General features: G+C 68.2%; 26 protein-coding genes and 1 pseudogene. 18 read left to right on the forward strand and 9 right to left on the reverse strand.

The features are described from left to right. The first annotated feature begins 20 nt into the window (after positions 1-20). The 4 genes from CFB49_RS32540 to CFB49_RS32555 all read left to right on the forward strand — a co-directional run bounded on the left by CFB49_RS32540 (position 21) and on the right by CFB49_RS32555 (position 4,472). Positions 21-1,589: a sugar ABC transporter ATP-binding protein gene (locus CFB49_RS32540; RefSeq protein ID WP_089493427.1), complete on the forward strand. Its 1,569-nt coding sequence runs from the start codon at positions 21-23 to the stop codon at positions 1,587-1,589. Then, positions 1,586-2,644 carry an ABC transporter permease gene (locus tag CFB49_RS32545; RefSeq protein ID WP_089493428.1) on the forward strand — a complete coding sequence of 353 codons (1,059 nt, stop codon included), beginning with the start codon at positions 1,586-1,588 and terminating at the stop codon, positions 2,642-2,644. The genes CFB49_RS32540 and CFB49_RS32545 overlap by 4 nt, the downstream gene beginning before the upstream one ends. A gap of 167 nt (positions 2,645-2,811) precedes the next feature. Continuing rightward, the gene (locus tag CFB49_RS32550; protein ID WP_089493429.1) at positions 2,812-3,882 is read left to right on the forward strand and encodes a substrate-binding domain-containing protein; all 1,071 of its coding nucleotides are present in this window, start codon (positions 2,812-2,814) and stop codon (positions 3,880-3,882) included. Positions 3,883-3,941: 59 nt separating this feature from the next. Next, on the forward strand, positions 3,942-4,472 hold the full coding sequence (locus CFB49_RS32555) for an OsmC family protein (RefSeq protein ID WP_089437804.1): 531 nt from the start codon (positions 3,942-3,944) through the stop codon (positions 4,470-4,472). Between the two features lie 143 nt (positions 4,473-4,615). Here CFB49_RS32555 and CFB49_RS32560 read toward each other — a convergent pair whose 3' ends face one another. Beyond that, entirely contained in the window at positions 4,616-5,536 is a 921-nt protein-coding gene (locus CFB49_RS32560; RefSeq protein WP_089437805.1) for an AraC family transcriptional regulator, read from the reverse strand. Between the two features lie 139 nt (positions 5,537-5,675). On the opposite strand from CFB49_RS32560, the gene CFB49_RS32565 reads away from it, so the two are divergent. Then, a complete protein-coding gene (locus CFB49_RS32565; protein WP_089493430.1) occupies positions 5,676-6,641 on the forward strand; it encodes an SDR family NAD(P)-dependent oxidoreductase in 966 nt (321 codons plus the stop codon). Between the two features lie 69 nt (positions 6,642-6,710). Here CFB49_RS32565 and CFB49_RS32570 read toward each other — a convergent pair whose 3' ends face one another. Both CFB49_RS32570 and CFB49_RS32575 read right to left on the reverse strand, forming a co-directional pair. Beyond that, positions 6,711-8,015: a HipA domain-containing protein gene (locus CFB49_RS32570; RefSeq protein ID WP_089437807.1), complete on the reverse strand. Its 1,305-nt coding sequence runs from the start codon at positions 8,013-8,015 to the stop codon at positions 6,711-6,713. Then, entirely contained in the window at positions 8,005-8,289 is a 285-nt protein-coding gene (locus tag CFB49_RS32575) for a helix-turn-helix domain-containing protein (protein ID WP_089493431.1), read from the reverse strand. The genes CFB49_RS32570 and CFB49_RS32575 overlap by 11 nt, the downstream gene beginning before the upstream one ends. A 494-nt stretch (positions 8,290-8,783) precedes the next feature. On the opposite strand from CFB49_RS32575, the gene CFB49_RS32580 reads away from it, so the two are divergent. The 4 genes from CFB49_RS32580 to CFB49_RS32595 all read left to right on the forward strand — a co-directional run bounded on the left by CFB49_RS32580 (position 8,784) and on the right by CFB49_RS32595 (position 10,485). After that, entirely contained in the window at positions 8,784-9,494 is a 711-nt protein-coding gene (locus CFB49_RS32580; protein ID WP_069616912.1) for an MgtC/SapB family protein, read from the forward strand. 72 nt (positions 9,495-9,566) lie between these two features. Further along, positions 9,567-9,992, forward strand: a complete 426-nt coding sequence (locus CFB49_RS32585; RefSeq protein WP_089493432.1) for a CBS domain-containing protein — start codon at positions 9,567-9,569, stop codon at positions 9,990-9,992. Between the two features lie 26 nt (positions 9,993-10,018). Continuing rightward, positions 10,019-10,288, forward strand: a complete 270-nt coding sequence (locus CFB49_RS32590; RefSeq protein WP_089493734.1) for a DUF2934 domain-containing protein — start codon at positions 10,019-10,021, stop codon at positions 10,286-10,288. Between the two features lie 35 nt (positions 10,289-10,323). Further along, complete coding sequence (locus CFB49_RS32595) at positions 10,324-10,485, forward strand: zinc ribbon-containing protein (protein ID WP_069616909.1); 162 nt, start codon at positions 10,324-10,326, stop codon at positions 10,483-10,485. Positions 10,486-10,569: 84 nt separating this feature from the next. On the opposite strand, the gene CFB49_RS36560 is transcribed toward CFB49_RS32595, so the two are convergent. Beyond that, the gene (locus CFB49_RS36560) at positions 10,570-10,725 is read right to left on the reverse strand and encodes a hypothetical protein (protein WP_176730141.1); all 156 of its coding nucleotides are present in this window, start codon (positions 10,723-10,725) and stop codon (positions 10,570-10,572) included. A gap of 285 nt (positions 10,726-11,010) precedes the next feature. Here CFB49_RS36560 and CFB49_RS32600 point away from each other — a divergent pair, with 285 nt between their 5' ends. The 7 genes from CFB49_RS32600 to CFB49_RS32630 all read left to right on the forward strand — a co-directional run bounded on the left by CFB49_RS32600 (position 11,011) and on the right by CFB49_RS32630 (position 17,883). Beyond that, on the forward strand, positions 11,011-11,292 hold the full coding sequence (locus CFB49_RS32600; protein WP_089493433.1) for a hypothetical protein: 282 nt from the start codon (positions 11,011-11,013) through the stop codon (positions 11,290-11,292). Positions 11,293-11,355: 63 nt separating this feature from the next. Next, on the forward strand, positions 11,356-12,363 hold the full coding sequence (locus tag CFB49_RS32605) for an SDR family oxidoreductase (RefSeq protein ID WP_069616907.1): 1,008 nt from the start codon (positions 11,356-11,358) through the stop codon (positions 12,361-12,363). Positions 12,364-12,623: 260 nt separating this feature from the next. Further along, on the forward strand, positions 12,624-13,496 hold the full coding sequence (locus CFB49_RS32610; protein WP_089493434.1) for a TauD/TfdA dioxygenase family protein: 873 nt from the start codon (positions 12,624-12,626) through the stop codon (positions 13,494-13,496). Positions 13,497-13,544: 48 nt separating this feature from the next. Then, positions 13,545-14,576, forward strand: a complete 1,032-nt coding sequence (locus CFB49_RS32615; protein WP_069616905.1) for an ABC transporter substrate-binding protein — start codon at positions 13,545-13,547, stop codon at positions 14,574-14,576. A gap of 67 nt (positions 14,577-14,643) precedes the next feature. Beyond that, positions 14,644-15,633, forward strand: a complete 990-nt coding sequence (locus tag CFB49_RS32620) for an ABC transporter ATP-binding protein (RefSeq protein ID WP_089493435.1) — start codon at positions 14,644-14,646, stop codon at positions 15,631-15,633. Next, positions 15,630-16,517 carry an ABC transporter permease gene (locus CFB49_RS32625; RefSeq protein WP_089493436.1) on the forward strand — a complete coding sequence of 296 codons (888 nt, stop codon included), beginning with the start codon at positions 15,630-15,632 and terminating at the stop codon, positions 16,515-16,517. Before CFB49_RS32620 ends, CFB49_RS32625 begins: the two co-directional genes overlap by 4 nt. Before the next feature lie 148 nt (positions 16,518-16,665). Beyond that, positions 16,666-17,883 carry an acyl-CoA dehydrogenase family protein gene (locus tag CFB49_RS32630; RefSeq protein ID WP_069616902.1) on the forward strand — a complete coding sequence of 406 codons (1,218 nt, stop codon included), beginning with the start codon at positions 16,666-16,668 and terminating at the stop codon, positions 17,881-17,883. Positions 17,884-17,940: 57 nt separating this feature from the next. Here the strand turns inward: CFB49_RS32630 and CFB49_RS32635 are convergent, their stop codons facing one another. From CFB49_RS32635 to CFB49_RS32650, 4 genes are all read right to left on the reverse strand, one after another. Further along, positions 17,941-19,128, reverse strand: a complete 1,188-nt coding sequence (locus tag CFB49_RS32635; protein ID WP_089493437.1) for an LLM class flavin-dependent oxidoreductase — start codon at positions 19,126-19,128, stop codon at positions 17,941-17,943. 79 nt (positions 19,129-19,207) lie between these two features. After that, positions 19,208-19,732 carry a c-type cytochrome gene (locus CFB49_RS32640; RefSeq protein ID WP_069616900.1) on the reverse strand — a complete coding sequence of 175 codons (525 nt, stop codon included), beginning with the start codon at positions 19,730-19,732 and terminating at the stop codon, positions 19,208-19,210. Continuing rightward, the gene (soxC, locus tag CFB49_RS32645; protein WP_179234992.1) at positions 19,725-20,981 is read right to left on the reverse strand and encodes a sulfite dehydrogenase; all 1,257 of its coding nucleotides are present in this window, start codon (positions 20,979-20,981) and stop codon (positions 19,725-19,727) included. Before soxC ends, CFB49_RS32640 begins: the two co-directional genes overlap by 8 nt. Positions 20,982-21,100: 119 nt before the next feature. Next, positions 21,101-22,285, reverse strand: coding sequence for a porin (locus CFB49_RS32650; RefSeq protein WP_089493736.1), 1,185 nt, complete (start codon positions 22,283-22,285; stop codon positions 21,101-21,103). 491 nt (positions 22,286-22,776) lie between these two features. On the opposite strand from CFB49_RS32650, the gene CFB49_RS32655 reads away from it, so the two are divergent. Further along, a complete protein-coding gene (locus tag CFB49_RS32655) occupies positions 22,777-23,121 on the forward strand; it encodes a DUF3088 domain-containing protein (protein WP_089493438.1) in 345 nt (114 codons plus the stop codon). Positions 23,122-23,172: 51 nt separating this feature from the next. Then, positions 23,173-24,192 (forward strand): ABC transporter substrate-binding protein, encoded by a 1,020-nt coding sequence (locus CFB49_RS32660; RefSeq protein WP_089493439.1) that lies wholly within the window; start codon positions 23,173-23,175, stop codon positions 24,190-24,192. A gap of 279 nt (positions 24,193-24,471) precedes the next feature. Here the strand turns inward: CFB49_RS32660 and CFB49_RS32665 are convergent. Beyond that, positions 24,472-26,167: pseudogene (locus CFB49_RS32665) on the reverse strand (M4 family metallopeptidase). Positions 26,168-26,226 lie beyond the last annotated feature (59 nt).

Below are 26,226 nucleotides of genomic sequence, written 5' to 3' on the forward strand. Positions count from 1 at the left end.
GCCGACCGGAACCTTCCGGCATGAAGAGCGCGACGAATGAAACGATGGACGCGACGCGGGGCGAAGCGCGGCCCCCTCGATCGGCGTCGCCACCGGTCCTGAGCGCCACGGGCATCGCGAAACGCTTCGACGCGACCGTCGCGCTGGCGGCGCTCGACCTGTCGATCGGCGCCGGGGAAGTCGTCGCGCTGATGGGCGCGAACGGCGCGGGCAAGTCGACCTTCGTCAAGATCCTGAGCGGCGCGCTGCAAGCGGACGGCGGCACGCTCGCACTGCGCGGCGAGCCTTATCGGCCGGCATCGCCGCACGCGGCCAAGCGGCTCGGCGTCGCGACCGTGCACCAGTCGGTGGCCGACGCCGTCGTGCCGACGCTGTCGATTGCCGACAACCTGCTGCTCGACCGACTGTGCGACCCGGCCTCGCCATGGCGCGTGCCGCCGGCCGCGCGCCGCGCCGCGGCGCGGTCGCTCGCCGCGCGGGTCGGGCTCGACGTCGATCTGGCGGCGCCGCTCGCATCGCTGTCGCTGGCCGATCAGCAGCGCGTGACCCTGGCGCGTGCGCTGGCCGGACAGCCGTCGTTGCTGATTCTCGACGAACCGACCGCCAGCTTGTCCGGGGCGGAGGCCGAGCGGCTGTTCGAACTGGTGGATGCGCTGCGCCGCGATGGCGTCGCGATCCTGCTGGTGTCGCATCGGCTCGGCGATTTGCGTCGCATCGCCGATCGCGCGGCGATCGTCCGCGACGGCCGGATCGTCGCCGATCTGGCCGCGCCGATCGATTTCGACGCCGCGGTGGAAACGATGATCGGCCGGCCGTTGCCGCGTGCGCGTGCCGCAGCGCCGGAACGTGCCGGGCTGGCCGGATCCGCGGCCCGGGGCGATTCGGGCTTCAGCGCGCGGCAGATCCGGCTGACGCCGACCAGCACGCCGTTCGACCTCGATGCCCGGCGCGGCGAGATCGTCGCGATCGCGGGCCCGGTCGGCGGCGGCAAGTCGCGCTTCGCGCGGACGATCTTCGGCGCGGTGCATGCGGCGGCCGGCGAGATGACGCTCGACGGCCGGCCGTGGCGGCCACGTTCGCCGGCGGACGCGATTCGCGCCGGCGTGTTCCTGGCCGGCGAGGACCGATGGCGCACGTCGTTGTTTCCCGACAGCGTCCCGTTCGCATCGATCGCTGGCACGATCGGTTTTCCGTTCCTGTCGCGCTGGTTCGCCAGCGGCGCGGTGCGCCGAACGCGCGAACGCACGGCGGCCGAGGCGGCGATCTCGCGATTCGGCATTCGCTGCGACGGGCCGGACGATCGCGTCGCGCATCTGTCCGGCGGCAATCAGCAGAAGGTCGTGCTCGCGCGCTGGCACGCCGAACCGGCGCGGCTGTTGCTGCTCGACGAGCCGTTTCAGGGCATCGATGCGGCCGCGCGCGCCGATATCGTCGATACGCTGAGGCGTCATGCGCATGAGCGTGCGACGATCGTGTTCGTCAGCGATCTCGAGGAAGCCGCCGAGATCGCCGATCGTATCGTGCGGTTCGATCGCGCCACGCTCGATTGCCTGCCTCCGACTTCTTCCATCGTGCGTGCCTGCTCATGAAACCCGCGACTTCTTCCGCCGTGCGTCATGCCGCTCCCGTCGAACGGTCGTCGCGCCCCGTGCCCGCGCGTATCCGCGATGCGCTCGAACGAACCGGCATCCTGCTCGTGCTGGCCGTCCTCGTGGTCGTGTTCGCGCTCAAGGAGCCTGCGTTCCTGAACGTCGACAATCTGTTCAGCATCCTGCAGGCGGTGTCGATCGTCGCGTTGCTCGGTGTCGGCGTGACGGTCACGCTCGCGGCCGGCGGCTTCGACCTGTCGGTCGGCAGCGTGGCCGCGACCGCGCAGATGGCCGCAAGCTACGTGCTGGTCGTCTGGCACGGCAGCGCATGGGGGGCCGTGATCGCCTGCGTCGCGCTTGGCGTGGCCGCCGGGTTGTTCAACGGCTTGCTGATTACGCGGCTGCGTGTGCCCGACCAGCCCGCGACGCTCGGCACGTTGTTCCTGCTGGCCGGCCTGCAGTTGATCCCGACCGGCGGCCGTTCGCTCGCGACCGGCTCCGTGCTGCCGGACGGCACGGACGCCACGGGCGTGTTCCCCGACGCGTTCCTCGCGCTCGGCCGGCTGCGCGTGTTCGATGTCGTACCGTTGCCGGTACTGGTGCTCGCGGCGGTGACGGTGCTGGCCTGCATCACGATGGAAGCGACGCGCTGGGGCCGCGTGATCTATGCGATCGGCGGCAACGAAACGGCCGCGCGACTGGCCGGCGCGCCGGCCGCACGGTACCGCGTCGCCGCGTATGTCGTGTCGGGTGCGATCGCCTCGCTGGGCGGCGTGCTGATCGCTGCGCGGGTCGGCCGCGGCGACGTGAGCGCGGGGCACTCGCTGCTGCTCGACGCGGTGGCGGCCGCGCTGATCGGTTACGCGGTGTGGGGCGCGAAGCGGCCCAACGTGTTCGGCACGGTCGTCGGCGCGGTGTTCGTCGGCGTACTGCTCAACGGGCTGACGATGCTGAACGCACCCTACTATATGCAGGATTTCATCAAGGGCGTGCTGCTCGTGCTGGCCCTCGCGTTTACGTTCGGCATCGGGCGCCGGGCGGATGCCCGGGCGTGATGCGTGAGGTTGCCGAGACGGGGCTCGGTCACGGACGGGTTCGAAGGATTGGCGGGCGGGACTGTTTGTTATCCAAAGTAATATCGATTGCCGAATCGGTCGGTTTGAGTTCGCGTGCCGTGCTGATAGATTGGGCCGATATCGTCCTGTACGGAGACAGACACGCCATGCGCTCGTTGCTTCGCCGAAAGTCGCGCCTCGAACCGAAACTCGCTGCACTCGTACTGGGCGCCGCGCTCGTGCTCGGTGTGCCCGCGGCACATGCCGGCCCGCTCAAGGGCGCGCCCGCGCCGTTCGACAAGGGCGGAGTGAAGATCGCGCTCGTCAACTACCTGTCGACCGGCGATTTCTTCCAGGCCTACGAAGCCGGCGCGCAGAAGCAGGCACGCGCGCTCGGCGTCGATCTGCGCATCTACGAAGGCCGGCAGGATGCGGCCGAGCAGCGTGAGCAGATTCAGCAGGCGATCAGCATCGGCGTGTCCGCGATCATCGTCAATCACGGCTTGCCGGAATCGCTGAAGGACGTCGTGCAGCGGGCGCTGGAAAAAGGCATCAAGGTCGTCGCGTTCGACGTCGATCTCGCCAACCCGAAGGTGCCGCAGATCGAGCAGAACGATCGCGACCTCGCGAACCTGCTGCTCGATCAGGCCGTGAAGGACAACGGCGACGCATTCACGGCAGGGTACGTGTACGTGGCCGGATTCGCGCCGCTGGACCGCCGCGATGCCGCGTGGCGCGACTTCAAGCGCGCGCATCCGAAGGTTCGGGAAAAGGCGCGCTGGGGCACCGTCGACAATCCGATCGCGCAGTCGGTCGCGAACCAGGCGGCGGCCGTGTATCGCGCGAATCCGGACATCCGTGTCGTGTTCGCGCCGTACGACGAATTCGCGCGCGGCGCGAAGCTCGCGGCCGACGAGGCCCGGCTGTCGTCGAAGCTGCGCATCTACAGCGCGGACGTGTCGACGGCCGACATCGAGGCCATCCGCGCGCCGAACAGCGCATGGGTCGCGACGGCCGCGACCAATCCGGCGGTCGTCGGCGCGGTGTCGGTGCGGGCCGCGGCGCTGCTGGTCGCCGGGCAAAACCCGGGCGCGCGCATCGCGGTCAAGCCGACGCTGATCACGCGCGACGACCTCGTGAAAAACGACATTCATACCGTGGCCGAACTCGGCGCGAAGTTTCCGGCGTTCCGCGCGAGCGACGCGGCGACGGCCGCGTGGATTCCGGCAATCGACTGATCGCTTCGGCGCGCAGCGAACCGATCCGTCGCGTGCGTGCCGCTACCCATGACTTGACCATGACGACCCTGAACGACTATCTCGCGCAAAAGCGCGCTGCGTGGCACGCGAAGCAGCAGGCCGCCCGCAACGATCCCGATTTCAAGGCGACGCCGCTGAAGGCGACCGTGCGCGCGCTCGGCCGCAGCGGCGTGCGCGAGATCCGGATTCGCGATTTCCAGGTGATCAGCGACAGCCCGCCCGATTTCGCGGGCTACAACCTCGGGCCCGCATCGCCGGAACTGCAGCTTGGGGTGCTCGGCAGTTGCCTCACGCACATCACGTTGATCCAGGCCGCGGAGCAGGGGTTGAAGATCGACGCGATCGAAGTCGAAGTCACCGGTGACCAGCATCCGCTCGCACAGCAACCCGGCTTCGAACATGTGCCGGTATTCCCGCACAACATCCGCTATACGCTGGACATCGTGTCGCCGGAGCCGCCGGAGACCATCCGTGCGTTGCATCAGGCGGTCGAAGCGGTGTGCCCGATCTTCAACCTGCTGAGGCTTCCGCAGCACATCGACGGGAAATTGCGGCATACCAGCGCGTGATGCGCTGACGCATTGCTGCACGGTCGAGTTTGGAAATCAAATCGGTATATTGTGATAAGAATACTTATCCTGATGGTCGTAATGCGAATGCGTGACGTCGACGGAATCGCAACATCACGCGCCCGACGAAGGCGGTCAAGACGCTAGTTGCCCGGTTCCTTCGTCGCGTCATGACGATAGGCGCGCGGCGAGCAGCCCACGATGCGTTTGAACGCATGGCCGAACGCGCTATCCGAGTCGTAGCCGAGCCGCTGCGCGATCGCCGAGATCGATGCGTTCGATCTGCGCAGTTCCCGCATCGCCAGCTGGATCCGCCAGCGCAGCACGTATTCGAGCGGCCCGAACCCGAGCCGCCGCTTGAAATGCAGCGCGAACGTCGAACGCGACACGTGGCAGCAGGCCGCCAGCGCGTCGACGGTCCAGCGTCGCTCGGGCGCGGCGTGAATCGCGGCCAGCGCCGCGCTGACCCGCGCATCCGCGAACCCGGCCAGCCATCCGGCATCGCCGTTCGCGCCGGCGTCCACATAGCGCCGCAGGATCTGCACCAGCATCATGTGTCCGAGATGCCGGACCATCAGCGACCCACCCGGCGACGACGCGCCGAACTCCCGTGCGAGCTGCTGCAGCGACCAGCGGAGTACCGCCGCCGGTTCGGAATCGCCACTCACGACGACCACGGGCGGCAGGCTGCCGAGCAGCAGCGGCATGCGTTCCTCGTACGTGAAGCGGCCGCCGATCAGAAAGCAGTCGGCCGGTTGCCCGTAGTGCGCGATACCGCGTTCGAGATGCCGGTACACGTCGGCGGCCGGCACCGGCGCGACCGACGGATCGCTCGCCAGCGAAAATGCGCGCGGCGCGGCGAGCAGGAAGCAGTCCCCCGCGCGCAGCCGGACGGGCGGCCCCGCACCGTCGACGGTCAGCCAGCAACTGCCTTCGACCACCGCGTTGAACTTGATCCCGTCGGGCGGCGGAAGGTCGACCGCCCACGGGCCGCCGGCCCGCAGGCCGGTGAAAAACGAGTCGCGCGTTTCCAGCAGCGACAGTACTTCCGATAGCGGGTCCACGCGCAATCCCCGGACGATCTCGACGAAAAACCGGATTCTATTGCATTCACAGTCCGGACGCGCGGCCGGAGAATGATCTCGTGCAGCGACGCGGCCGACGGGCGGCCGCGCGCGTCGAGCATCATTCCAGGAGCTTTCAATGACGAGCAGGCAGCACCCCCTTCATTCCGGATTCGACGCTGGATCGACGGCGACCGACGTACTGGCCGGCCTTGACCTGCACGGCAAGACCGCCATCGTCACGGGTGGCCATTCGGGTCTCGGGCTCGAAACCACGCGCGCACTGGCGCACGCCGGTGCGCACGTCGTCGGCGGCGCACGCAGCGCCGTGGCCGCGCGCGAAGCGATGCGCGGCATCGCGGGCGTGGAGATCGCGACGCTCGATCTGGCGGACCCCGCGAGCGTGGCCGCATTCGCCGCGCGGTTCGTCGACGCGCGTCGCGACGTGCATGTCGTCATCAACAGCGCGGGCATCATGGCGTGCCCCGAGACCCGCGTCGGCGACGGTCGCGAAGCGCAGATGGCCGTCAACCACCTCGGTCACTACGCGCTCGTCAACCGGCTGTGGCCTGCGCTCGCGCACGGCGACGGCGCGCGCGTGGTCGCGGTGTCCTCGCTCGGGCACCGGCTGTCGCCGATCCGCTGGGACGATATCGATTTCGCGCGCGGTTACGACAAATGGCTCGCGTACGGGCAGTCGAAAACCGCCAACGCGTTGTTCGCGGTGCAGCTCGACGGGCTCGGCGCGCCGTTCGGCGTGCGCGCGTATTCGCTGCATCCCGGCAAGATCGCGACGCCGCTGCAACGTCATTTGACGCGCGAGGAAATGATGGCGCAGGGCTGGGTCGACGAACACGGCGTGCCGATCGATCCGACCTTCAAGACGCCTGCGCAGGGCGCGGCCACCCAGGTATGGGCGGCGACGTCGCCGCGCATTGCCGATCTCGGCGGCGTCTATTGCGAGGATTGCGACGTCGCCACGGTGACGCGCGGCAACGAGGAATCGGGCGTGCGGCCGCATGCGATCGATCCGGAGGGTGCGGCGCGGCTGTGGGCGTGGTCCGCGGCAGCGACGGGCGTCGATGCCTTTGCCGTGCGCCGCTGACGCCCATGCATTCGCCGGGCGGGGCGGTGCGCGGGTATCGGCGGCGGCACGACACCCACGCGCGGCAACCTATGCGCGCGCCGGCCGCAGCGCGCGCCCCATTTCCGCGATCGGCATCGCGACGATCGAATTCAGCAATCGCATTTCCCCGGCGTCCGGATGCGCGATGTTTCGCACTTCATCGAGCGTCTGATCGACTTGACGATCGAGCGGTTCGAGAAAGCGCCGCAGTTCGCTGGCGGCTGCTTTCTCCCTGAGCCCGAGCGCCTGGCCGAATTCGACCAGTGCATTCGCGTCGATATCGGCGAACCGTGTCGCATGCCCGAGCGGCATCGTCAGCTCGCAGTGCGGCCAGTGATCGCCGCGATGGTCGGGCCGGTGCGTCGGCGTGTGATACACGACGGTGCTGACGATGTCGTAGAACGGCGCGAGCCGGTAGCCGCGCGCGTCGACGAAGAACGACAGGTTCTTCAGGTGCGCGTCGGCATTGCCGACCACCACGTTGAACACGGTCCAGCGGAACACCGACAGGCGTGTCAGCGCACGTGTGCTGGTGCGGTCGATCGCGCGGGCGAGCTCCTGTGCATTGGCCCGCTGGTACTTGAAACCGCGGTCGTAGTTGAGCAACTGCATCGCGTCGATCGTATGCACGCGCCCGGCCGGTTCGGACGCGACGTCGCGGTCGAACCTGTCGATTACGTAGCAGGCGGACGGCGCGCGCAGGAAATGCACGTCGGGCACGTCGAGCCCCATCTTCTTCGCGAGCTGCATGCAGAAGAACTCGTTGATCGCCGAATGCGGATAGCCGGCCGCGCGCATGTCGGGTTTGAGCAGGTGCATCGACGGTTCGCTGCCGACGGGCTCGAACAGCGCGTAGTCGGGCGCGTCGCCGCGCAGCACCAGCAGCAGCTTCTGCTGCGCGCCGGCCGCCGACATGCGCTTGGGCGCGGTGGCCGTCAGCGCGCGCTCGGGCATCGCCTGGATCCGGCGCTCGAGCTCGTCGAGCGGCAGTGGCTGCAGGCCGCCAGGCGTTTCCTGCTCGCCGTCGGCCAGCAGCGTCAGCGCGCCGGCCGACTCGCGGCCGAAGTACGCGAGCAGGCCCCACGCGTCGGCCGCATCGACCTTCGCCTCGCGCGCAAGCGACGTGCGCATGCCTTCCTCGGGCAGCAGGTTGTCGAAGAACCACTGGACCGGGCGATCGGTCGACGTGTCGGTGAACACGCCTGCGCGCAGCGGAAACGCGGGCGACAGCGGATACGCGGCCGACGACGCAAGCCATTGCGGGTCGTACGCAAACGACCAGATCCCCTTGTCGTCGGTCAGCGTGCCCATGCGCACGCCGTTTGCGGACGCGATCAGCGTTCTAGCCGCCATGGCTGCTCCTGCGGCGCTGCGCGGCCTTCCGCGCGGTGGCTTCGGAGATCTTGATCGACGACTCGGCGTACAGCCGCACGCCGAGCTCGCTCAGCAGCAGCATGACCTTGCCGATTTGCGCGGTCGGCTTGCCGGCTTCGACCTGGCTGATGAATTTCGGCGACAGCCCGGTCGCGTTCGCGAGTTCGTCCCGCGTGAACCCCTGCTGGATTCGCGCCGCGCGAATGAAGTGGGCAAGCGCGCCGATCGTGTCGACGGATTGGGACTCCGACATGACGTTCTCCGTGCTTCGTATCTGATCGGGAACAGTATTGCATAACTCGCCGGATCGGGCAGCGGTTCGTATTCGTACGGGAACGAACGGTGGATTCCGATAGTGGCGACATCATTTCGTTCCCGGTCGGGAGCGAAATGACAAGAAAGGATCACGGAGGCGATTTTCGTATCTGATCGGATACGGAGCAAGAGGGTGTCGGCGCCTGTGCACGCGCGTCCGACGGGCACGCCGCGGAGGGCGCCGCTGAATGTCCGTGCCGGCAGTCCGTCCGCCGCCTCCGGCGCGCCGAGCGGCAGCATGCGATCATTCCGCACACCGCTCCGGCACCTTCGCCACTGACGTACGCTGCTCGCGGCACGCCCTTTCTACAATTCCATCCGACGCACTACACGCGCCGCCATCCTCCGAAAGCAGGCCCGATCCTTGCGACCGCCCCAGCCTCGTCGGCGGCGTTCGCGTCCCGACGCACGACGATTTGCACGGGAGGGCGCATGGAAGCGATGCCGGTCGTACTGCAGTGGCACGACGTGCTGGTCAGGATCGCGCTGGCGCTCGTCGCGGGCGGGCTGATCGGCGTCGATCGCAGCGAATCCGGCAAGACGGCCGGACTGCGCACGACGATCCTCGTCTGCCTCGCCGCGTGCCTGTCGATGCTGCAGGTCAATGCGCTGCTGCTGCAGGCGGGCAAACCGGAGGGCGCGTTCTCGGTACTCGACCTGATGCGGCTGCCGCTCGGCATCCTGACCGGGATGGGCTTCATCGGCGGCGGCGCGATTCTTCACCGCGACGGCCTGGTGTCCGGCGTCACCACGGCCGCGACGCTGTGGTTCGTGACGGTCATCGGGCTGTGCATCGGCGGCGGCCAGTTGTCGCTCGGTGCGGTCGGGCTCGTGCTCGCGCTGCTCGTCGTCTGGCCACTGCGGCTGGTCGAGCAGCGCTTGCGGCGCGTCAGGACCGCGCTGGTCACGGTCGAGTATCCGCTGGGCTCGGCTGCCCGCGAACAACTGGCCGCGAAGCTGCGCGACGCGGGATTCACGTGCCGGACAAAAAGCTTTTGCGAAACGGCCGCACGCGGGGTGCGCGACGAGGAACTGTTCGTGCAGTGGCGCGAAGCGGCCGGCGCCGACGTGATGCTGAAGCAACTGATACGGATCGTCGAATCGGCCGGCCTGACGTCGGTTCGCTGTTCGACGGAGAACTGACGCGCGGCGGCCGCCGGAACGCGCGATGCTCGTGCAGCAGGCCGCAACAGGCGGCTTACCAAGGAGCGAAACATGACATGTGTATCGGAAGTGATGACACGCGACGCGGCGACCATCGGTCCGACGCAGAGCCTGCGCGAGGCGGCCAGGCTGATGAGCGACCTGAATGTCGGCGCGCTGCCCGTATGCGACGGCACGCGGCTGATCGGCATGCTGACGGACCGGGACATCGTGGTGCGCGCGGTGTCGATGGGCGTGCCGCCGGACGAAGCGGTCGAAGGCGTCGTCAGCGGGCCCGCGAACTGGTGTTACGAGGACGACGACATTTCAGTGGTGCAAAAGAAGATGGAGGACGCGCAGATTCGCCGCGTGCCGGTGGTCGACCGGCAGAAGCGGCTGGTCGGCATCGTCGCGCTGGGCGATCTGGCGACCGCCGCCGACGGAGGGATGTCGTCGACGCTCGGTGCGGTATCGGCGCCGTCGCGCCCGGACCGGTGATCGCCATCGCAGACACGGAGAACGACATGAACGAAGAGAGAGAAACGCAGATCCGCGAGCGAGCGTACCGCCTGTGGCAGGCGGACGGCGCGCCCGACGGCAGGGCCGACGAATACTGGCGGCGGGCCGAACAGCAGCTCGATGCCGAGGGCGGCAGCGCGGACGGGCGCGGCGAGCAGACGGCGGATTTGCCGGTCGATCAGTCCGCGAAGCGCCGCATTCCGGGCGAGCCGCTGCAGGACGTCGACGCGGTGCCGAGCAGCGAGGTCGCGCACGAAAGGCGACGCACGCGGTGAAGCGCGGGTAATCGCAAGCCGGAAGGAGGACGAAGATGACGGCGCACGCAGGAGAGAAAGCGGAAAAAACCGGTGACTTTCGATGCGAGAAATGCCACCGGTCGACGCACGTGCAGGCGGGACACCCGATCCCGAAGTGCCCGCACTGCGGTAACGGCACGTACGGCGAGCGTACGCGCGAGCCGGGCAACAAGTAGGCAGGGCGCGCGGCCGGCGCACTTCGCATCGCACGCTGCCAAGCGCGCGACGGAGCAGCTACGCACACTGCCGCGACGCGATGGCTAACCGTCCTCGCCCACTTCGGTCGGGTCCGGCAAGTCGGGCAGGTCGTCGTGGCGCCCGTCGTCGGGCTCCGGCGGCGGAATATCCGGCGTGTCGGTCATGTCGTCGTCGTTCGGTGTCGGGTTTGTTGCGTTTGTCGCGTGCATCGCGCTCATGATCGTCCTCGGCTGCGTCGAAAGGGCGCCGGCGCGCAGCCGGCATGTCGCTTTCGAGCATCGCGCGTGCCGCGTTGCGTGTCGCATCGGCGCTGCCACGCGTGTTGCGGAGGCTGTGCCGGATGACGCGCCGCTTGTAATTTCTTTAGCGGATTCATCCGCTCGCGGTGCGACGGGGCAGTCCGACGACGGCATGTCGCTTGCTGGAAGCGTTGCGGGCCGCCGCACCACCCATCGCGGCGCGGTGCGGCGCAACGCATTCAGCATCCGCACAGGGAGAAACTCATGACCCGTGACAGTCAACGGCAGGACACCGCGTCGCCCGACGCGGCAAGCGACGCAGCCGACGCGCAGGGCCGGCGCCGCTCGGCACCCAGCGGCGAATCGACCGCGCGCCCCGGCCATGCGCCCGGCGGCGGCGAACTCGACACGATCCCGGACGATCAGGCGCACAAGGTCGTGCCGGACGACCCGCGCCAGACGGAGGTACGCGATCCGGCCGGCAAGCCGTGGCCCGGCGAGCACGATGCGCCCGACGATTCGGGCGAGCGGCCGCGGCCGCTGTAGCGCGCGCGTCGGCCGAATCGTCGCGGCCTGCTGCGTTCCGACAACCACGCACCGGAGTCCAACATGTCATCAGACGAAGTTTCCGAATCCCGTCGCAAATGGGTACAGGGCACGACGGCCGGACTGGTCGCCAGCGTCGCCCTGCCGACGATCGCGCAGACGGGCGGCGGCGCGCCCGATGCCGGCGATACGGCGCCGCGCGATCCGCGCACGCTCTATCCGCACGCGCCGTTTCCGCAGCAGCACCAGCCGTGGCCCGGGCTTGCGGGCCGCATGACGCCGCGCCCCGATCACGGCGAGCGCAGCTATCGCGGCAGCGGCCGGCTCGATGGTCGCAAGGCGCTGATCACCGGCGGCGATTCGGGCATCGGCCGTGCGGTAGCGATCGCCTGTGCACGAGAGGGCGCGGACGTCGCGATCGTCTATCTGCCCGACGAGGAGCCCGATGCGCGCGAAGTCGTCGACCTGATCCGCAGCGCGGGCCGCAAGGCGGTGCCGCTGCCGGTCGACATCCGCAGCGAAGGCGCGTGCAACGGGCTCGTCGAGCGGGCGGTCGCCGCGCTCGGCGGGCTCGACATCCTCGTGAACAACGCGGCCCGCCAACAGAGCCACGACTCGATCCTCGACATCAGCACCGAGCAGTTCGACTGGACGCTGCGCACCAATCTTTATGCGATGTTCTGGATCACGCGGGCGGCCATTCCGCACATGCCGCCCGGCTCGGCGATCGTCAATACGACGTCGGTGAATGCGTACGACCCGTCCGCGAACCTGCTGGACTACGCGATGACGAAAGCGGCGATCGCGAATTTCACGAAGGGGCTCGCGAAACAGATGATCCAGCGCGGCATTCGCGTCAATGGCGTCGCGCCGGGGCCGTTCTGGACACCGTTGCAGGTCAGCGGCGGACAGACGACGCACAACGTCGAGAAATTCGGCGAGCAGGTGCCGATGGGGCGGCCGGGACAACCGGCCGAGATCGCGTCGATCTATGTCGAGCTGCTTTCGTCGCGCGCGAGCTACGTGACCGGGCAGATCTATGGGGCGTCGGGCGGGGCGGGGCAGCCTTAGCCGGCTCGGGGCCCAGGCCGAGGCGGCTGGATGCGGACGGCACCTCCGGTCATTGGCACCGGCTGCACGACTCCGCCGCTGCTCGGCGCCGTATGCGCGAGCAGCGATCTTTATCACCGCAGCAGATAAACGTATCCGAATCGCTTCGTTGACGCACGCCGGCACGGCCTCGTAGATTCGCGTTTTGACCGAATCAGGGCCGTGCCGTGACGACTACCACCCTCAGCGACGCCGCAACGCTTTCCGCCGGACATCCCGCCTTGCGGCCGGGCGGCACGGCGCAGCATTTCGACATCGTGCCGTTCGACGCGCCGCTCGGCGCCGAAGTGATCGGCCTGGACCTGTCGCAACCGCTCGACGCCGACGATTTCACGCGCATCCATCGTGCACACCTCGATCACCACGTGCTGGTGTTTCGCGACCAGCGCATCACGCCGGACGAGCACATCGCGTTCAGCCGCCGCTTCGGACCGCTGCAGATCCACGTGCTGCACCAGTTCGCACTGGCCGGCCATCCGGAAGTGCTGATCGTGTCGAACATCGTCGAGAACGGCAAGCCGGTCGGGCTCGGCGACGCCGGCCATTTCTGGCATTCCGACCTGTCGTACAAGGAAAAACCGAGCCTCGGCTCGCTGCTGCACGCGCAGGAACTGCCGGCGGAAGGCGGCGACACGCTGTTCGCGAACATGCATCTCGCGTGGGACACGCTGCCGGCCCATCTGCGCCGCGCGGTCGAAGGGCGGCGCGCCGAGCATACGTATCTCGCGCGCTACGCGGAACTGCAGGCGCGCAGCCCGTGGCGGCCGAACCTGTCGCCCGAACAGATCGCGCAGGTCGCGGCGGTCGTGCATCCGGTCGTGCGCACGCATCCGGAAACCGGCCGCAAGGCGCTGTTCGTCAGCGAGCATTTCACGACGCGCATCGTCGGGCTGCCCGACGACGAAAGCCGCGCGCTGCTCGACGAACTGTTCGCGCACAGCGTGCGCGCCGAGCACCTGTATCGGCACGCGTGGCGCGATCACGATCTGGTGTTCTGGGACAACCGCTCGCTGATGCATCTCGCCGCCGGCACGCCCGACCACCTGCGCCGCAAGCTGTACCGCACGACGATCGAAGGCGACGCGCCTTTCTGAGCCGCGCGCCGCGTCATTCATTTCCGACCCATCCCGACCGGAGTTCCGATGTCGTTTTCGTTCTTGCCGGCGCGTCGCGCGCTGGCGGCCACGCTCACCGCCGCGCTCGCCTTCGCGGGCGCGGTCATCCCGCACGCCGCGCACGCGGAAGGTCACATTCGCATCGCCGAGCAGTTCGGCGTCGTCTACCTGATGCTGAACGTCGCGCGCGACCAGCACCTGATCGAGAAGGAGGGGCGCAAGGCCGGCCTCGACATCAAGGTCGACTGGGTGCGACTGTCAGGCGGCGCGGCCGTGAACGACGCGCTGCTGTCCGGCGCGGTCGACATCGCGGGCGCGGGCGTCGGCCCTCTGTTGACCGTGTGGGACCGCACGCGCGGCCGACAGAACGTGAAGGGCGTCGCGTCGCTCGGCAATTTTCCGTACTACCTCGTGAGCAGCAACCCGAACGTGAAGACGATCGCCGATCTGAGCGCGAAGGACCGCATCGCGGTGCCGGCGGTCGGCGTGTCGGTGCAGTCGCGCGTGCTGCAGTACGCGGCCGCGAAGCAGTGGGGCGACAAGCAGTTCGACAAGCTCGACGCGCTCACGCAGGCGATTCCGCATCCGGACGCGACGGCCGCGATTCTCGCGAACAGCAACGTGATCACCGGCCATTTCGGCAATCCGCCGTTCCAGGAGCAGGAGCTCGCCGGCAACCCGAACGCGCACATCGTGCTGAATTCGTATGACGTGCTCGGCGGCCCGAGCTCGGCGACGGTGCTGTACGCGACCGAGAAATTCCGCGACGACAACCCGAAGACCTATCGCGCGTTCGTCGCCGCGCTGGCCGACGCCGCACGGCAGATCGCGGCCGATCCGGAGCGCGCGGCCGATACCTATATTCGCGTGAACGGATCGAAGATCGATCGCGCGCTGCTGCTGAAGATCCTGCGCAATCCGCAGGTGCAGTTCAAGACCGCGCCGCAGAACACGCTGCCGCTCGCGCAGTTCATGCATCGCACCGGCGCGATCCGCAACGAACCGAAGTCGTGGCGCGACTACTTCTTCGACGATCCGGCGACGGCGGGCGGCAGCTGAGCGGCGCCGATGTTCCGACGCCGCGATCGACGCTTATGCGTCGGCGCGGTTTCGATATGCGCAATCGATGGTTGGTCCGCGCGGCGCCCGGCCGTATGTTGATGCTTTTCCCGCAAGAGATTCGATCGTGAACGCCACTTCTCCCCGAACCTGGTTGCCGCCGTATGCGGTACGTGGCGGCGCGTCGCCAGCCGCGCCGGCCATGGCCGATACGCGTGCCGACGATCGCCCGGCCGCGAACGCCGCGCAGGCCGGCACGCACAGCGAACGCCTGCTGGCGATCGATCAGGTCAGCCTCGAATACCGCAGCGGCGCGCGGATCGTTCGTGCGACGCATCAAGTGAGCTTCGACGTGTACGGCAGCGACCGCTTCGTGCTGCTCGGCCCGTCCGGGTGCGGGAAATCGACGCTGCTGAAGGCGATCGCCGGCTTTATCGAGCCCGTCTCGGGTTCGATCGCGCTCGACGGCCGGCCGGTGCGCGGGCCGGGGCCCGACCGCATCGTCGTGTTCCAGGAATTCGATCAGTTGCCGCCGTGGAAAACGGTCGTCGAGAACGTCGCGTTTCCGTTGCGCGTCGCCGCGAAGCTGTCGCGCGCCGAAGCACGCGAGCGCGCGCTGCACTATCTCGACAAGGTCGGCCTTGGCACGTTCGCCGATGCCTATCCGCATACGCTGTCGGGCGGCATGAAACAGCGCGTCGCGATTGCACGGGCGCTGGCGATGCAGCCGCGCGTGCTGCTGATGGACGAGCCGTTCGCCGCGCTGGATGCGCTCACGCGCCGCAAGATGCAGGAGGAACTGCTGCGGCTGTGGGACGAATTCCGCTTCACGCTGCTGTTCGTCACGCACTCGATCGAGGAGGCGCTCGTGGTCGGCAACCGGATTCTGCTGCTGTCGCCGCACCCGGGCCGCGTGCGCGCGGAGCTCAACAGTCACGAGCATTCGCTCGACAACGTCGATACGGGCGACTTCCGCGACAACGTCGCACGGATCCATCGCCTGCTGTTCGACACCGACGCACCGCACGTACCGACGACGGAGGACGCCGCATCATGAGTACGATCGATCCGGCCGTGCCGCCGCTGCCGCCCGTGCGCGCCGAATACACGCGCACGCCCGACACGCTGCCTTACGCCGAGCGCGCGGCGCCCGCGCCGCTGCTGCGCCGCATCGCCGGTGCCGCATGGTTTCGCCGCAGCGTCATCGCGCTCCTGCTGATCGCCGCATGGGAGATCGTCGCGCGCATCGTCGCGAACGATCTGCTCGTCCCGACCTTCGGCGCGACGCTGGCCGCGTTCGTGCAGGGCATCGAGTCGGGCGAACTGCTCGTGAAGACGGGCATCTCGATGTCGGTGCTGCTGCGCGGCTATGCGCTGGGCGTGCTGCTGGCGTTCGCGCTGACGTCGCTCGCGGTATCCACGCGCATCGGCCGCGACCTGTTGACGATGCTCACGTCGATGTTCAATCCGCTGCCGTCCATCGCGTTGCTGCCGATCGCGCTGCTGTGGTTCGGACTCGGCACCGGGAGCCTGCTGTTCGTGCTCGTGCATGCGGTGCTGTGGCCGCTCGCGCTGAGCATCTATACCGGCTTCGTCGGCGTGCCCGCCACGCTGAAGATGGCCGGGCGCAACTACGGGCTCACGGGCCTGCGCCAGATCGCGCTGATTCTCGTGCCGGCCGCGCTGCCGTCGATCCTGTCGGGACTGCGCGTGGGCTGGGCATTCGCGTGGCGCACGCTGATCGCGGCCGAGCTCGTGTTCGGCGCGAGCGCGGGGCAGGGCGGCCTCGGCTGGTACATCTTCCAGAACCGCAACGAGCTGTATACGGACCGCGTGTTCGCCGGTCTCGCGGCCGTCATCGTGATCGGGCTGCTGGTCGAGAACCTCGTGTTCGATACACTCGAGCGCGCGACCGTGCGGCGCTGGGGCATTCAGCACTGACGGCGTCCGTGCGCGATCAATCCCGGCGCGGGCATAACGTAAGCTGAAATCGGCTTTTTACGCGTGGCGGGGGTGTCCCTATACTTGCGGACACCGTGTCGTGCGCTACCGCGACACGCCCCGATCTTCCCGAACAAGGACCTGCCGAATGACTGCCCGTGATGCCGTCGATCCGCGCGACGCATTGCGCGACGCGCTTGCCACGCTGCCCGATCTCGCGACTGCCATCGGGCAGGATGCCGCGCAACGCGAGGTGCGTCGCGCACTGCCGTTCGAAGGCTTCGCGATCTTCCGGCGCTCGGCACTGGGCGCGCTGCGGATTCCGGTCGAGCGCGGCGGCCTCGGCGGCACGCTGGTCGACCTGTTCGAGTCGATCGCGACGCTGGCGGCCGCCGATTCGAATCTCGCGCACGCGCTGCGCATCCACTACGACCAGACCGAGACGCTGCGGCTGTCGCCGCGCACGGCGTTCAACGACGTGCAGCTCGCGCGCGTGCTCAGTGGTGCGATCTTCGGCGGCGCGTCGACCGAGCGCGGCACGTCGCGCCCGGGCGAGAACACGACCGTGCTGCGTCGCGACGGCGACCACTACCGCGTGACGGGCCGCAAATACTATTCGACGGGCACCGCGTTCGCCGATTTCGCGCGCATCAACGTGGAGAACGAGCAGGGCGATGCGCTCGCGGTGATCGTTCCCGTCGCGCGCGACGGCCTGCAGGTGCTCGACGACTGGGACGGGATGGGCCAGCGCATGACGGCGAGCGGCAGCCTGTTGCTGAACGACGTGCAGGTGTTCGCGGACGAAGTGGTCCCGCGCGACGGATCGACGCTCGTCGGCCGTCATTGCGGCGCGCTGCGGCAGCTTCATCTCGTCGCGACGGGCGCGGGCATCGTGCGCAACGTGGTGGCCGATGCGCGCCGCTACGTGCTCGCGCACGGCCGGCCCGCGCTGCACAGCCCGGCACCGACCGCGCGCGACGATCATTTCATCCAGCAGATCGTCGGCGAGCTGTCCGCGCATAGCCATGCGATCGACGCGCTCGTACGAGAAAACGCACGCGCGCTCGACCGCTCCGCCGACGCGATCGAAGCAGGCGCCGCCGACGCGGATGCGCTCGTGCTCGACAGCGCGCTCGCGACCGCGCGCACGCAGCTGATCGTCAGCAAGCTTGCGCTGCATGCGGCCGAGCGGCTGTTCGAAGTGGGCGGGGCATCGGCGACGGCGCGCGAGCACAACTTCGATCGCCACTGGCGCAACCTGCGCACGATCTTCAGCCACAACCCGTTGCTGCACAAGGCGCGCGTGATCGGCGACTACGCATTGAACGGCGTGACGACGCACCTGGCCGAAGGGCGCGTGTTCTGACGACGGCCGCCGGGCGCGGCTGCTGCGCCGCCGCGCCGGGTTGCAGCCCCGCGAACGTCAACGCCGCAAGCCGGCTTCGCGCAGCAGCGGCAGCACGCGCTCGCCGAAGAAGTCGAGATCGGGCTTGAAGTCGTAGAAGCTCAACTGGATGCCGTCGATGCCCGCGCGATGCAGCCGCACGAGGGTATCGGCGACTTCTTCGGGCGAGCCTGTGATCGAGATGTTGCCGCCGATCGCGCGCGCGGCGGCTTGCGCGCGCTGCTCGAAACCGCCGCGCCACGCGTGCGCGTCGCTGTCGAAGCGATGGAAGCTGCCTTCGTCCGCATGCGCGACGATGGCGTCGTGGTACGCGCGCGCTTCGGTCGCCGTCTCGCGGCAGATCACGAGCGGATTGAGCAGCGTACGGATCGTGCGGCCGTGCGCGGCGGCGGCCGCCTTCACGCGTGCGGTATGCGCGGGCAGCGCATCGATCGCGCGTTCGGCGTCGGGGCCGGCCGGACTGGTGACGAACACGATGTCCGAATAGCGCGCGGCGAATGCGATGCCCGCATCGGAACCCGTCGCGTTGATGAGCAGCGGGCGGCCGTAGCGCGGCTTCGGCGTCACGAATGCGCCGCCCAGCCGCCAGCTCGACAGTTCGGGCGTGTAGCTGAAATTATCCGGTTGCGCCCACAACTGCTGGACCGCATCGAGGAATTCGGCGGCCATCTCGTAGCGCCGGTCGTGTTCGATCCGGTTCCAGCCGAACATCTCGTGCTCGATCGCGCGGTGGCCGGTCACCACGTTGATGCCCCAGCGCCCGCGCGAGATGTGGTCGAGCGTCGCGGTGAACTTCGCGAAATGCAGCGGATGCCACGGCCCGTAGAGCACGTGGCTCGTCGCGACGAGGATGATCCGCTCGGTGCGCGCGGTGAGCGCGGCCAGCGTCATGAACGAGTCGAGTGCGTGGCCGTCGAACACGCCGCCGTAGCCGCCTTTCGGCAACCACTGCGACAGCGCGAACACGAGATCGAAGCCGAGCGCTTCGGCTCGGGCCACGAGATCGGCGTTGTAGTCGAACGTCCAGTCGGTCGAGCGCGGCAGCGTCGATGCGCTCCATCCGCCGGCCTGGATCGGCAGGAACAGCCCGAGCATCAACGGCTGCGCGAGCGTGCGCGATACGGGGCTGTCGGGGAAATCCGCCGGAGAACGAACGTCGACGAACGGCGACGGCGCAAGCGGGGCGGTGACGGAGGGATCGCTCATTACGGGGTCCTTGCTGAAAGGGGCGACGCGATGCACATGGGTGTGCGGCCCGATGCGGCGGCAAGCGGCGCGGCGTGCGTCATAGCCTGCCCGGCCTCGGGTCGGGCACGAAGCCGTCGCGGTTCGGCATCTGTACGCGCGGCAGCGTGCGCGCGTCGAGCCGGGCGTCGCCGGGCACGATGCCGTTCAGGTGGAGGACGTACGCGGTGACCGCATAGACGTCGTCCGCGCTCAGCGATTGCGGCGCGTTGTACGGCATCGCCCGGCGAATGTAGTCGAATAGCGTCGTCGCGTACGGCCAGTAGCTGCCGACCGTCTTTCTGGGCTTCGTGCTCGCGAGCGAGCCGATGCCGCCGACGAGCGGATCGCCGACGCCGCCTTCGCCGCCGGCGCCGTGACACATCGCGCATTTTTCGGCGAACACGTGAGCGCCGCGTGCGACCGTGCCCGCGCCGGGCGGCAGGCCGCTGCCGTCCGGCGCGATGTCGATGTCCCACGCGGCGAGCGCCGCGCGATCGATTGGCCGGCCCAGGTCGAAACCGGCGCCGAACGCGCTCGTCGTCATCGCGCAGGCCGCCAGCAGGCAAGCGAGCGGCTTACGCATTGCGCACCTCGCCGTCGGCGCCGACGCGCCAGTTCTGGATGCCGTTGTAGTGGTACTGCGAGTTCAGGCCGCGCGCGGCGACGAGCGCGTCGCGGGTCGGCTGCACGTAGCCTGTCTCGTCGGTCGCGCGGCTTTGCAGGTCGGCCGGCTCGCCGCGCCATACCCAGTCGGCCTCGAAACGCGTCAGCGCGCGGTCGCGTACGTCGCCGGCGAGCCGGGCGGGCCGCCACGTGCGGCCGCCGTCGGTCGACACGTCGACGGCGCGAATCCGGCCGCGGCCCGACCACGCGTAGCCGCTGATCGGGTAATAGCCGTGCGCGGCGAGCCGGTGGCCGGCCGACGGCCGCGTGATCACCGACTTCGCATCCATCTCGAACACGAACTGGCGTGCGCAGCCGTCGGGCAGCAGATTCGTGTATTTCGACGTTTCCTCGCGCGTCATCTCCGGCGCACGCACCAGCTTCAGCCGCCGCAGCCACTTGATGTTCGTGTTGCCTTCGAAACCCGGCACGATCAGCCGCACCGGGTAACCGTTCTCCGGGCGCAGCCGCTCGCCGTTCTGTGCATAGACGACCAGCGCGCGCTCGAGGAGCCGGTCGAGCGGCAGGCTGCGCGTCATTGCCGCGCCATCCGCGCCTTCGGCGAGCAGCCAGCGTGCATCGGGATCGATGCCGGTTTCGTCGAGCAGCGTCGACAGCCGGACGCCCGTCCATTCGCAGCACGACAGCAACCCGTGCGTGAACTGAACCGGCAGCCCGCTCGGGCCGTTCCATTCGCTGCCGGTGTTGCCCGAGCACTCGAGGAAGTGGATCCGCGATTCGGACGGAAAGCGCAGCAGGTCGTCGAGCGTGAAGACGCGCGGCTCGCGCACGAGGCCGTGCACGACGACGCGATGGCGCTGTGCATCGATGTCCGGCACACCCGCATGATGACGCTCGTAGACCAGCCCGTTCGGCGTGATGTCGCCGAACAGGTCGGCGAGCGGCGTCATCGACGAGCCGGAACCGGGTAGCGCAGGGGTACGGGCGCTGCGACGGATCACGTCGCGTTCGTGCTCCGCCGGCAGGCCGTACGGTGGCGACAGCAGCGGTGCGCCGGGCGTGCGCGTCCACGGCGGTACGTCGAGCGGCTGGCTCGCGAGCGCGCCGCTGGCGGGCAGCATCGCGGCCGCCCAGCCGCCGGCGAGCTGGCGCAGCGCCGCGCGCCGGCCGCTGCGCGGCGATCGGGGAGGAAAACGGGAATCGGTCATGGTCGAACGCATGTCGCGCGCGGGGAAACGATCATTCTCGGCAACCGGGCGCGGCGCGGCAAACAACGATTCCCGCTTTGCTTATCGCGCCCGTTGCGCGACGCCCGGTGTGCGTGCCGTCAGAACTTCACGCGCAGCCCGCTGACGAACGCGATCTGGCGGTTCGTCGACGACGCGCTGCCGATGTTCGAGATCGCCGCGATCTTGCGATAGCCGCCCGGCGTCGAGGTGCTCGCATCGCCGGCCGCGAGCTGGTAGATGCCCGACACGTAGATATCGGTGCGCTTCGACAACGCATAGTCGAACCCGAGCGTGAACTGATGCCAGCGCGGCTTCAGCGTCTGGCCGCTCGTGCCCGGCAGGCCGCTCGCGCGCCCGTCGGTGAACGTATAGACCCCGATCAGCGTCGCCGCCGGCGTGAGCTGGTAGCGCGCATTCACGTCGTAGTTGTTGAACTTGCGCGACGAACCGTCGAGATAATCGAGCTGCGTGTGGCTCCACGCGAAGCCGAGCGTCGCGCGGCCGAGCACGTAGTTCGCGCCTGCCGCACCGATCTGCTGCTTCAGTACACCGCCGTTCAGCCCGTAGAAGAACGCGCCGCTGTAGTCGTTGCCGGTGGTCGAGGTCGCGCCGCCCACCGCGCCGCCCGTATTCGACGCCGCATTCGGATGATTGAACCGCACATAGCCGCCGCCGATCGACAGCGGGCCGTTCACGTAGTTCGCCGATGCGCCCCACGCGTTGTTGTTCGAGAATCCGGTGCCCGCGCCGCCATTGGCCTGGTTGCTGAATGCGTAGAGCAGGTCGGCCGTGAAGCCGGCGATCGTGTCGCTGCGGAACTTCACCGCGTTGTTCAGCCGGAAGCTCTGGTTCAGGTTGTCGTTGTCGCCCACGTGCGTGGCCGGAGACCAGAACCCCGCCCCCGAGTACGGCGCGACGAGATCGGTGATCGGCTCGTACTGACGGCCGAACGTCAACGTGCCGAGCCCTTTCTTGCCGAGGCCCACGTACGCGGACCGGCCGAACAGTCGGCCGCCCTGGCCGAGCCCGCCGTCGCTCGGCCGGAACCCGCTTTCCAGCGTGAAGACCGCCTGCAGGCCGCCGCCGAGATCCTCCGCGCCTTTGAGGCCCCAGCGGCTGCCGCTCAGCTTGCCGCTCGTCTGCTGGATGTTGCTCGCGCCGCCCTGGTTGTTCGTATACGCGATGCCGGCGTCGACCACCCCGTACAACGTTACCGAACTCTGCGCATGCGCGCCGACCGAACCGATCGAAACCAAACCCAGTACCACCGTTTTTTTGATCATGACCAACCTCTGTTTTTATCAGTACGTTTGCGAGGATCACGATGCTATTGACGACGGACGCGCCGATGAACGGCCGATCCGTGGTTTGTAAATCGCTGAGCGGCCGATTTGTAATGTGCATTGCCGCCGGCCCGGCAGGTGTGCTGCGATTGCGTCCGGCACGCCTGCTGCGGCGAACGCATCGTGCGGACAGCGAACGTCGTTCGCCGGAAACCCGTTGAGGCGGTCATATCGATCGATGAAATCGTTCGATGTGCGTAGTACGCGTCGTTCGCATGACGATGCGTTTACGCAACGGCCCGCTAGGCGACGACGGGCCGATGCGCTATGCGCGTTCGCATATCGATTCCGCAAAACGTTGGTAGGGCCGGGCAAAGCGCGACGGTAGAGTCTGACATCCGGCCGCTGGCCGGCATGCGTCGGGAACAGCAGGGCGCACGGGTGCGCGCGCTTCCCGACCGTGGCAATCAACGAGAAAGGAGCCGTTTGACATGAGTCGAGATGTACTGTTTCTGCTGGCACCGGGCTTTGCCGATCCGAAGCATCCGGGCCAGCGTTTCGTCTGCCCGCATGGACTGACGATCGAAGGGATGCTCGCGAGCGCGCCCGATCTCGCCAAGCGTATCGACGTGAAGCGCGTCGGTTTCGAGCGGCCGCGGCCCGCTGTGATCGACGCGCTCGACGACGCGCATCAGGGCCTGCCGGTGCTCGTGCTGGGCCGCGACCAGCCCGCGCCGGACGACGCGCAGACGCTCGGCGACGTGCGCTTCGTCGCCGACGCGCGCCGCATTCTCGAATTGCTGGCCGAACGCCACGGCTTTCCGGCGCTGCATTGACGCGGCGGTTTCGCTTTCCATCCGGTTCCATCCGATCGACAGGAGCATCCGATGTCGTCAATGTCGGCGGTACGTCGCCGCCTGCTGCTAGCCGGCGCCGCAGTCGCGGCGCATCCATTGGCTGCGTTTGCCGTGCCGGACGCCGATGCCGATCTCGCCGGCACGACGTTGCGCGTCGCGACCTACAAGGGCGGCTGGCGCGCGCTGCTGCATGCGGCCGGGCTCGACAACACGCCATACCGGATCGACTGGCGCGAGTTGAACAACGGCGTGCTGCACATCGAGGCGCTCAATGCGGATGCACTCGATATCGGTTCGGGTAGCGAAATTCCCGCCGTGTTCGCCGCGCGCCAGAAAGCCAATGTGAGATTCATCTCGCGCGTGCGCGAAGACCTGAACAACCAGGTCACGCTCGCGCGCAAGGACACGCCGATCCGCAGCATCGCGGATCTGAAGGGCAAGCGCGTCGGCTACGTGCGCGCGACGACGTCGCACTATTTCCTGTATCGACAACTGGCGGAAGCCGGCCTCAGCTTCGACGACATCCAGCCGATCAACCTGTCGCCGACCGACGGGTTGTCCGCGTACGATCGCGGCGACATCGACGCATGGGCGATATACGGCTACAACGGCCAGCTCGCGCGCAACCGCTACGGCGCCCGCGTGCTCAAGACGGGAAAGGGTTATCTGTCGGGCAATTTCCCGGTGTATGCGAATCCGCGCACGCTCGACGATGCGCGTCGCCGCGCGGCGACCGGTGATTTGCTGCTGCGGTTCCGGCGTGCGTATGCGTGGGCGAACGGGCATTTTCGCGACTACGCTATCGCGCAGAATCATGAGACGCGTGTGCCGGTTGCCGATCTCGTCGCGATGTTCGACCAGCGCAGCGAAGACTACGCGCTGCTGCCGGTGACGCCCGACGTGGTCGCGCAGCACCAGCAGGTCGCGGACGTGTTTGCGCGCATCGGTGTGCTGGACGGGCCGGCGCATGTCGCGCCGTTGTGGGATACGTCGTTCAATCCGACGGTGGCGGCGAGTGATGCGCTGAAGCGGAAAGCGCTTGCCGGTTAGGGGCGAAGCAGGTTGCGTCGGAAGACATAGGCCTGGCGGCGGACCGTCGACGAAGGAATCTCCCGGAGCCTGGAACATGCGCGGTCCCGGGGGCGGGGGGGCGGGGGCGGGCGTCTGACTGCAAGAACACACAGTCCACCGACCGCCTGCATGCGCAGGCGGTCGGTCAGCACGTTCCCGTCATTTATCCGAGCGCCGCGTGACCACTACCGAATCGCTTTCTTCCGAAGCGAAGCACCATCACGCGACCTCTGGCGTTCGACGTATCCACAAGCGCCGTCAATTCACCCCGACAGCACTCCATGCGCGCGCGACCGTCGCGCTTTCGGCCGAGTTCGAGCCGTACAGGTCGTTCGCCGCCTGGATCGACGCACGCCGCGCGTTCGGGTAGCTCGAGTTGGCGTTCAGGTACACGGTGAGCGTCCGGTACCAGATCTTGCCGGCCTTGTCGCGACCCAGCCCGCTGAACGTCGTGTCGCCGTTGCAGACCAGTTGCGCTCTCGACAGGCCGGTGTCGGTCGACGGCACCGACGGCCCTTCCGACAGCAGGTAGAAGAAGCGGTTGCCGACCCCCGACGTGAAGTGCGGATCGTGGCGCGGATTCGACCATGAGAAGCCGCCCGACGGGTAGCAGCTGAACGACCGGCCGTCGAGATCCTGCTTGTACATCTTGCGCAGGCCGCCGCTCACCACGCGCGCGCCGATCACATAGTTGCCGGGATCGTTCGGGTTGTTCGCGTAGAACTTCACGAGCGTGCCGAAAATGTCGGACGTCGCCTCGTTCAGGCCGCCCGCGTCGCCCGAATAGTTCAGGTTGGCGGTGGCTTCGGTCACGCCGTGACTCATCTCGTGCCCGGCGACGTCGACCGACACCACGGGTTTCGGCAGGCGCGTGCCCGGCTCGCCGTCGCCGTACGCCATCACGCGCGACGACAGCCATGCCGCGTTCGCGCCGGTCGTGCCGCTGCCGGTATTGAACACCACGTGAGCGTAGCTTCTCACGCCGCGACCGTCGTTGAAGATGCCGTTGCGATTGTGCGCGGTCTTGTAGTAGTCCCAAGTCAACGCGAGCCCGTAGTCGATGTCTGCCGCAACCGTCTGCCGGTCGGTGGTCGTGTTGTTGCCCCACACGTTCGTGCTGCTCGTGAAGATCGGCAGGTCGGTCGCTTGCTCGACCTCGTCCGAGCTCAGGCCGCGGCCATCGTAGACCGAGCCGCCGCCGCGGCCCGGATCGAGCATCCGGTATGCGTTCGTGCCGGTCTGGTCCGTCGTGAGCGTCAGGTTGCCGTAGTACAGCGACCGGCCGGTGCCGGTCGCGGCGGCGGTCTTGATCAGGTCCTGTGCCGAGCACGGCGCCGGTGCGGGCGTCGACGTAGTACAGCACGGCGTCGCCGTGCGTGTCGGTCGACTTGCCGTAGACGCGTACCGCATAGGCCAGCGTCGGCGTGACGTCGCGGGCGAACACGACGAGTTCCGGGTCATCGACGCGGCGCACGTCGGAGTTGAAGCGCGCGGCCGCGATGTGTCTGGCCCGCGTCGCGCCTACGTCGGGTGCGTTGCGTACCACGGCGCGGTTGCCGACCTTGCCGATCGTGCCGGCGAGATTGATCGGTGCGAGCTGCGTCACGCTTGCCTGCTTCAACTGCCCGTTGCGCGAATGGACGACCACGTCGCCGCCGATCACGGGCAGGCCCGCGTGGAAGCGATCGAAGCGCACGTGCTCGGTGCCGTCGGGATCGACGATCACGTCACGCACCTGGAACTGGTCGCCGTCGGTTGGGGCGCCTGCTTGCGGTCCGGCGAACTTCAACGTGCGTGCCGCGCCGCTGGCCGCCACGCTGAAGGTGGTCGGGTTCTGCTGGATCAGTTGCAGCGCCTTGTCGACCGCGGCCGGCTGGTCGCCGGCCTGCGCAAAAGCGCTGAGACTCGCGACGGTAATCGCGGTGATGGGCAGCAGTCGAGACAGTTTCTTCATGTAATTCCCCAGGTTATGAGTGGGTTTGTTCGAGGAATGCATCAAGTGATGACTTTTAA

The organism is Burkholderia sp. AU17457 (genome assembly GCF_002223255.1).
Lineage (GTDB): Bacteria > Pseudomonadota > Gammaproteobacteria > Burkholderiales > Burkholderiaceae > Burkholderia > Burkholderia sola.

Bases quoted from the DNA above. Each gene is read 5' to 3' on its own strand.
- CFB49_RS32555 (WP_089437804.1), top strand. From the start codon at position 3,942: ATGACGACCCTGAACGACTATCTCGCGCAAAAGCGCGCTGCGTGGCAC.
- CFB49_RS32550 (WP_089493429.1), top strand. From the start codon at position 2,812: ATGCGCTCGTTGCTTCGCCGAAAGTCGCGCCTCGAACCGAAACTCGCT.
- CFB49_RS32620 (WP_089493435.1), top strand. From the start codon at position 14,644: ATGGTTGGTCCGCGCGGCGCCCGGCCGTATGTTGATGCTTTTCCCGCA.
- soxC (WP_179234992.1), bottom strand. From the start codon at position 20,981: ATGACCGATTCCCGTTTTCCTCCCCGATCGCCGCGCAGCGGCCGGCGC.
- CFB49_RS32600 (WP_089493433.1), top strand. From the start codon at position 11,011: ATGACCCGTGACAGTCAACGGCAGGACACCGCGTCGCCCGACGCGGCA.
- CFB49_RS32615 (WP_069616905.1), top strand. From the start codon at position 13,545: ATGTCGTTTTCGTTCTTGCCGGCGCGTCGCGCGCTGGCGGCCACGCTC.
- CFB49_RS32640 (WP_069616900.1), bottom strand. From the start codon at position 19,732: ATGCGTAAGCCGCTCGCTTGCCTGCTGGCGGCCTGCGCGATGACGACG.
- CFB49_RS32660 (WP_089493439.1), top strand. From the start codon at position 23,173: ATGTCGTCAATGTCGGCGGTACGTCGCCGCCTGCTGCTAGCCGGCGCC.
- CFB49_RS32590 (WP_089493734.1), top strand. From the start codon at position 10,019: ATGAACGAAGAGAGAGAAACGCAGATCCGCGAGCGAGCGTACCGCCTG.
- CFB49_RS32575 (WP_089493431.1), bottom strand. From the start codon at position 8,289: ATGTCGGAGTCCCAATCCGTCGACACGATCGGCGCGCTTGCCCACTTC.
- CFB49_RS32595 (WP_069616909.1), top strand. From the start codon at position 10,324: ATGACGGCGCACGCAGGAGAGAAAGCGGAAAAAACCGGTGACTTTCGA.
- CFB49_RS32625 (WP_089493436.1), top strand. From the start codon at position 15,630: ATGAGTACGATCGATCCGGCCGTGCCGCCGCTGCCGCCCGTGCGCGCC.
- CFB49_RS32585 (WP_089493432.1), top strand. From the start codon at position 9,567: ATGACATGTGTATCGGAAGTGATGACACGCGACGCGGCGACCATCGGT.
- CFB49_RS32565 (WP_089493430.1), top strand. From the start codon at position 5,676: ATGACGAGCAGGCAGCACCCCCTTCATTCCGGATTCGACGCTGGATCG.
- CFB49_RS32580 (WP_069616912.1), top strand. From the start codon at position 8,784: ATGGAAGCGATGCCGGTCGTACTGCAGTGGCACGACGTGCTGGTCAGG.
- CFB49_RS32655 (WP_089493438.1), top strand. From the start codon at position 22,777: ATGAGTCGAGATGTACTGTTTCTGCTGGCACCGGGCTTTGCCGATCCG.
- CFB49_RS32545 (WP_089493428.1), top strand. From the start codon at position 1,586: ATGAAACCCGCGACTTCTTCCGCCGTGCGTCATGCCGCTCCCGTCGAA.
- CFB49_RS36560 (WP_176730141.1), bottom strand. From the start codon at position 10,725: ATGAGCGCGATGCACGCGACAAACGCAACAAACCCGACACCGAACGAC.
- CFB49_RS32635 (WP_089493437.1), bottom strand. From the start codon at position 19,128: ATGAGCGATCCCTCCGTCACCGCCCCGCTTGCGCCGTCGCCGTTCGTC.
- CFB49_RS32605 (WP_069616907.1), top strand. From the start codon at position 11,356: ATGTCATCAGACGAAGTTTCCGAATCCCGTCGCAAATGGGTACAGGGC.
- CFB49_RS32570 (WP_089437807.1), bottom strand. From the start codon at position 8,015: ATGGCGGCTAGAACGCTGATCGCGTCCGCAAACGGCGTGCGCATGGGC.
- CFB49_RS32630 (WP_069616902.1), top strand. From the start codon at position 16,666: ATGACTGCCCGTGATGCCGTCGATCCGCGCGACGCATTGCGCGACGCG.
- CFB49_RS32540 (WP_089493427.1), top strand. From the start codon at position 21: ATGAAGAGCGCGACGAATGAAACGATGGACGCGACGCGGGGCGAAGCG.
- CFB49_RS32650 (WP_089493736.1), bottom strand. From the start codon at position 22,285: ATGATCAAAAAAACGGTGGTACTGGGTTTGGTTTCGATCGGTTCGGTC.